This is a genomic window from Flavihumibacter sp. CACIAM 22H1 (genome assembly GCF_001601815.1).
GTDB lineage: Bacteria > Bacteroidota > Bacteroidia > Chitinophagales > Chitinophagaceae > Flavihumibacter.
Genome location: NZ_LUKG01000084.1, coordinates 1 through 6358, shown reverse-complemented (window position 1 = coordinate 6358; position 6358 = coordinate 1). Strand labels below are relative to the sequence as shown.

The window sequence follows — 6358 nt, the reverse complement described above, 5'->3', positions numbered from 1 at the left end:
GTCACATATTGGTTACCGGGACCAAAAATTTTATATACCCGCGGAATGGTTTGCGTACCATAAGCCATGGCAGCAATTGCCTGGGCACCTCCAGCTTTAATGATACGGGTAACCCCTACCAGCGAAGCAGCCACCAGCATAGCCGGGTGCAATTGTCCTTTTTTATCAGGGGGAGAACAAAGAATAATTTCCTTACACCCCGCAATTGATGCCGGTATCCCCAGCATAAGAATGGTAGAAAACAATGGCGCGCTTCCACCCGGTATATAAAGACCCACTTTTTCTATGCCGATGGATTTTCTCCAGCAACGTACCCCCGGCATGGTTTCAATCAACAAAGCTTCCTGTAACTGGGTTTCGTGGAATTTCCGAATATTGGCTGCTGCCTGTTCCATGGCCGCCAGTAGACCCGGCGCAACCTGGTCCCTTGCCTGCTTCATTTCTTCAGCAGTAACTTCCAGGTTTTTCAATTCTACACCATCGAACTTCTGTGTAAATTCTACCAACGCTTCATCTCCGCGCCGTTTTACCTCTTCCAGTACGGCCTGCACTTTTTCTTCCAGCACAGCGCTATCCATTTGCGGGCGGCATAACAGCGATGCATACTCGGTTTTAGAAGGGTATCGCACAATATTCATACGAATCAGATTATCATTTTCTCAATTGGAATTACCAGTATTCCCTGGGCGCCGGCAGCCTTCAGCTGTTCAATAATATCCCAGAATTGATTTTCACTCAATACACTGTGTACACTGCTCCATCCGGCTTCTGCCAACGGTAATACCGTGGGACTTTTCATGCCTGGCAACAAGGCAATAATCTCATCCAGCTTATCATTCGGCGCGTTCAGCAGCACGTACTTGGTGTTTTTTGCTTTTTTTACCGCCCGGATTCTGAAAAGCAAACGCTCCAGCAGCTGCATTTGTTCGGGTGATAATGCTTCGTTCCGGATCAGTACGGCCTCACTTTTTAATACTACTTCTACCTCTTTGAGCCCGTTCATAAACAGGGTAGAACCTGAACTCACCAGGTCTACAATGGCATCTGCCAATCCAATTCCCGGTGCTATTTCAACTGATCCGCTGATTTCATGGATTTCTGCCTGAACACCTTTTGACCGCAAAAAATTCTCTACTAAAACAGGATAACTGGTAGCTATGCGTTTCCCCTGCAAGGATTCAACGCCGGTATATTCTTCTTTCCGGGTAACAGCAATACTCAACCGGCATTTACCAAAACCGAGGCCCTCTACCCGTTGAACTTTTTTGTTCTTTTCAAACACCACATTTTCACCAACTATTCCAATATCTGCAACGGCATCTTCTACATATTGCGGAATATCATCATCGCGCAGGAAATAAATTTCGAGGGGAAAATTTTCGGCTTCCGTTTTAAGTTTATTGATACCATTTTTGACATCAATACCACAATCTTTCAAAAGCTTGACCGAATCTTCGTAAAGACGTCCACTTTTCTGGATGGCAATTTTCAGTTTTTGTTGCATACAATTGAATAAAATAAAAAGGGCCTACCTGTTCGGTAAGCCCTCAAATGTTTATATACAGACATCAAACATCCTCGCTTACCGCGTTTGCAGTACAGCATGATGATGGTGGATGTAACTAGTTCTTTTCATTTCGGTTGCAAAAATAGGGTGATCTGCACATACCAACCAAATTTTTTAAGAATATGTATATTCGAACACCTAAGTTCTACGCACATGAAAAAACTGCTCTTTTTAGTAATTGCCCTTGGCTGGCAACTGTTTGCCTTTAGCCAGGACGATGCCCGGTTTCAACAACCTCCTAAAGACATCGTTGACCTGGTTACGGCAGCTCCCACTCCTTCTGTCAGCTTTAGCGGCTCCGGAGAATACATGGTTATGCTGCATCGTGCCAGCATGCCATCAATTGAAGAACTTGCCCAACCCGAGTACCGGATTGCCGGGGTACGGTTAAATCCGGCCAATTTTGGGGGAAGCCGGCAAACGTATTTCAATGCAGTACAAATTAAAGCACTTAAAACCGGCCAACTCATAGAAGTCACCGGCTTACCAGAAGGCTTGAGAGGCAGCTCTCTTCAATGGAGTCCGTCCCATCGTCATTTTGCCCTATTACATTATGGGGCTGAATGTATTGATCTGTATAGTATTGATATGGCCACTGCGCGGGCAAAAAAAATCAATTCTCAGCCTGTAAATGATGTTCTCGGCAATTGCTATGCCTGGATAACGGATTCCACCATCCTATACAAAGCCGCTGCCAATGCCGGAAAAAAGCTTCCTTCAAAACCTGTTGCACCCTCCGGACCCGTAATCCAGGAATCGCTGGGAAAAGCCGCAGCATCACGTACCTACCAGGATTTGATCAAAACGCCCTACGATGAAACCCTTTTCACTTTTTATGCAACCGGCCAGTTAATAAAAGTGCAGTTAAACAACCATCTGTCGGAAAAAATAGGCGGGGAAGCCATTTACCGAAGTTTTTCAGTAGCACCCAACCAGGCTTACCTTTTAGTAGCCACCCTGGAAGCTCCCTTCTCCTATCTTGTTCCCTGGAGTGGATTTCCAACCAGGTATACGGTGATCGATTCTACGGGTAAAACAATCCGGACAATTGCCAGTAACCCTTCTTCAGAAGGGGCTCCTATTGGGTTTGACGATGTTCCCGCAGCCCCCCGGTTCATCGGTTGGAGAGAGGATCAACCAGCCACTATTTTTTATGTTCAGGCACTCGACAAAGGCCTTGGTAAGTCAGCTGCCGATTTTCGGGATGATGTTTATACAATAGCCATTCCAACAGGCGGAGAACCCGTTCTGCTAACAAAAACAGCGCTGCGTTTCAGAGATATCGAATGGGGAAACGAAACAACAGCCCTGCTCTATGAAGGCATGAATGCCACACGTACCATTCGGATCAATCTTTTAAACCCTACCACCGGAAAACTACAGAGTTTACAGGAACGCAGCAGTAATGACCTGTACAAGGATCTGGGTCAGCCGGTAACAACCCGAAACCAATATGGACGAGCGGTGATTCAGGTACTGAAAAACGGCAGCATTTTATTAACTTCTACTGGTGCATCTGCCAAGGGAGATCTTCCTTTACTACGGTCCCTTCACCTGAAAAGCGGTGCAATAAAAGAGCTATGGCGCTGTGAAGAAGGCTTCTATGAATATGTGGTGCGGGTTTTGGATCCGGAAAAAGGGGTATTTATCACCCGGCGTGAAAGTCCGACAGAAACCCCGAATTATTTTGTTCGTCAGCTTACCCGGAAAACGGCGCCCGTTGCCCTTACCAATTTCACCAATCCATATCCTCAATTAACGGGCATTTCAAAAGAAAAAATCAGTTACAAACGGGCAGATGGCATTGATCTTACGGCTACCCTGTATCTTCCCAGAGGCTATGACAAAACAAAAGATGGTCCGCTTCCGCTTTTAATCTGGGCTTACCCGAGAGAGTACAAGTCCGCTGCGGATGCGGCCCAGGTAAGGGGATCCAACTACAATTTCACCACCATTTCCTATGGAAGTCCGGTTTTTTGGGCTACGCAGGGCTATGCTGTTATGGACAATGCTGAAATGCCGATAGTAGGTGAAGGCAGTAAAGAACCGAACGATGCTTTCATCCCCCAACTTTACCTGAATGCTCATGCTGCCATTCAGGCGGCGGCCCAACGCGGTGTTGGTGACAGCACAAGAGTAGCCGTAGGCGGGCATAGTTATGGCGCTTTTATGACCGCTAATCTGCTGGCACATACTAAGCTGTTCAAAGCCGGCATTGCCAGAAGTGGCGCCTATAACAGAACCCTTACGCCCTTTGGATTCCAGGCCGAAGAACGAACCTATTGGCAGGCCCCGGAAGTTTATTATAATATGAGTCCATTTAGTTTCGCCGACCGAATTAAAACACCCTTGTTGTTGATTCATGGAGAAATGGATAATAATCCGGGCACTTTCCCTATTCAGAGTGAGCGCATGTACAATGCAATCAAAGGGCATGGCGGCATAACCCGGTTTGTATCACTCCCCTATGAAAGTCATGGATATGCTGCAAAAGAAAACATTCTTCATATGTTGTGGGAACAACACCAGTGGCTGGAGAAATATGTAAAAAATGCCGGCAAAGCAGGCAGTTCAGAAAAGAAAGCATTTTAGCCAGGTTTCTGTCCGCTGCCAGACTTATTTTTGCACTATGAGCAGTTTAATTGGGGTGGATCTGAAAAAAGCAGCCGCGCTCTTAAGAGCCGGCGAATTGGTAGCCATTCCTACTGAAACCGTATATGGTTTAGCAGCTAATGCTTTGTTGGAAGACGCCGTGTTAAAGATTTACCAGGTTAAGAACAGGCCTCAATTTAATCCCCTGATTTTGCATTTCGCCAATTACCAGCAACTACAGGCCTGCGGGTTGGAATTACCACCCATGGCCCTGTTACTGGCAGCTAAGTTTAGTCCCGGCCCCTTAACCTATGTAATACCCACATCTGCGGAAATACCGGGCATTGTGAGTGCCGGTACTCCTGCCGTAGCCGTCCGTTTCCCGAATCACCCATTCACCCTCGAATTGCTGCAACAGCTCGATTTCCCGGTGGCAGCTCCCAGTGCCAACCCATCAGGATATGTAAGTCCAACCAGTGCGGCCCATGTTGCCAGCCAGCTAGGCAATTCCATTTCCTATATACTGGACGGAGGTGATTGCGCTATCGGCGTGGAATCCACTATTATTTCCTTTCTGGAAGAGCAACCCCGTCTTCTCCGACATGGAGGAATTCCGGTGGAAGCCATAGAAGCTGTTATCGGGCCCGTAAATTTACCGGGAGATGGTTTTGTCGATAACCCTATTGCACCCGGTATGTTAGCCAGGCATTATGCTACGCGTCATCCTTTACAAATCGGAAACCTGGAAGAACTGGTGAAGCAGGCATTAACCCGGCATTCCCCCTCCGAAATTGCTACCATTAGTTTTACAGAACCCGTTTCAGGCATCCCGGCAACGAACCAGTTTATACTATCCCCCTCCGGAGATTTATCCGAAGCTGCCAGGCGGCTGTTTGCTGCATTAAGACTGGCGGACGAAATGACTGTGTCGTTGATCCTTGCCGCCGTTTTTCCAGAAGAAGGGCTGGGCAGGGCAATTAATGATCGCCTTAAACGAGCATCGGCTCCTGCTCCGGCAAGTATTCCACCCTCCCATTAAACGTCGGCTAAAAAGAATGGTCTAAGCTATATGAAGCATTTTGCGATTTTACTGGTTTCCCTGCTGCTCCTGAAACAAGGGTATGCTCAACGAAAAAAAAATGGCGCAACTACACAACCGGCGCCCCTGGTAGATAGTATTGCATTTCATTTGTATACAGACAGCCTCAAAAAAGGCCTGCATAATTACATAAATATAGATGGAAAATTACCCGCAGGAGGATGGTATCCCCTAACGGCAGAAGACATCCTGTTTGAAAGCGATGGCGGGAGGTTTGAAGGCAATAACCTGATCGTTCCTGCAGATTTCGACAAAGAAAAACTAACGATCACCGCTACCTATAAACGCAAGCCAACGCTTAAAAAAACAGTTACTATTTATATTAAAATCCTGGAAGATGGGCCACTGAAAACGAAGGAAGAGATTATGGAGGAACTACGTCGCCCTCCTAAAAAGAATAAAAGAGGCGGTTAAGCCTCTTTTTATATTACATTTTTTTAGCGTCCTCAAGAAATTTCGCTAATCCGATATCGGTCAGTGGATGTTTTAGTAAGCCAAGGATCGAATCCAGCGGACAGGTACAAACATCAGCGCCCAGTTCAGCGCATTTAATAATATGATTGGCGTTCCGGATAGATGCAGCCAGAATTTCAGTTTTAAAACCCTGAATGCTGAAGATATTGGAGATCTGTCCGATCAGCTCCGTTCCATCCCAGCCACTATCATCGATACGACCTATAAATGGCGATACATAGGAAGCCCCGGCTTTAGCAGCAAGAATAGCCTGACCAGCAGAAAAAATCAGGGTACAATTAGTTTTGATGCCGTTATCAGTAAACCATTTGATGGCTTTGATGCCGTCTTTAATCATCGGAACTTTTACCACAATATTGGGATGAATAGCCGCTAGCTTCTTCCCTTCTTCTACCATAGAAGCAAAATCGGTGGACAGCACTTCTGCACTGATATCTCCATCAACCAGCTCACAAATATCTTTATAGTGCTGGATAATATTATCTTCTCCTTTAATACCTTCTTTCGCCATCAGGGAAGGGTTGGTAGTTACTCCGTCAAGAATACCCAGTTCATTAGCTTCTTTGATTTGAGCCAGATTGGCCGTATCAATAAAAATTTCATGTAGTTGTATTTGGTTTACAAAA

The 6358-nt window shown here is 46.1% G+C and carries 6 protein-coding genes; 3 read left to right on the top strand and 3 right to left on the bottom strand.

The window, feature by feature from the left end; translation table 11 throughout:
• Window positions 1–638, bottom strand: a 638-nt coding sequence (hisD, locus tag A1D16_RS18070; RefSeq protein ID WP_290712101.1) for a histidinol dehydrogenase, incomplete at its 3' end; no start/stop codon positions are given.
• 5 nt (window positions 639–643) lie between these two features.
• A complete protein-coding gene (hisG, locus tag A1D16_RS18065; protein WP_290712099.1) occupies window positions 644–1504 on the bottom strand; it encodes an ATP phosphoribosyltransferase in 861 nt (286 codons plus the stop codon).
• A 216-nt stretch (window positions 1505–1720) separates the two neighbouring features.
• On the opposite strand from hisG, the gene A1D16_RS18060 reads away from it, so the two are divergent.
• From A1D16_RS18060 to A1D16_RS18050, 3 genes are read left to right on the top strand one after another with little or no spacing between them, the layout of a single operon-like run.
• A complete protein-coding gene (locus tag A1D16_RS18060; protein ID WP_290712097.1) occupies window positions 1721–4159 on the top strand; it encodes a prolyl oligopeptidase family serine peptidase in 2439 nt (812 codons plus the stop codon).
• A gap of 37 nt (window positions 4160–4196) precedes the next feature.
• Window positions 4197–5198 (top strand): L-threonylcarbamoyladenylate synthase, encoded by a 1002-nt coding sequence (locus A1D16_RS18055; RefSeq protein ID WP_290712095.1) that lies wholly within the window; start codon window positions 4197–4199, stop codon window positions 5196–5198.
• Between the two features lie 30 nt (window positions 5199–5228).
• Window positions 5229–5672, top strand: coding sequence for a hypothetical protein (locus A1D16_RS18050; RefSeq protein WP_290712093.1), 444 nt, complete (start codon window positions 5229–5231; stop codon window positions 5670–5672).
• Window positions 5673–5685: 13 nt separating this feature from the next.
• Here the strand turns inward: A1D16_RS18050 and fsa are convergent, their stop codons facing one another.
• Window positions 5686–6345, bottom strand: coding sequence for a fructose-6-phosphate aldolase (gene fsa / locus A1D16_RS18045; RefSeq protein WP_366207031.1), 660 nt, complete (start codon window positions 6343–6345; stop codon window positions 5686–5688).
• Window positions 6346–6358 lie beyond the last annotated feature (13 nt).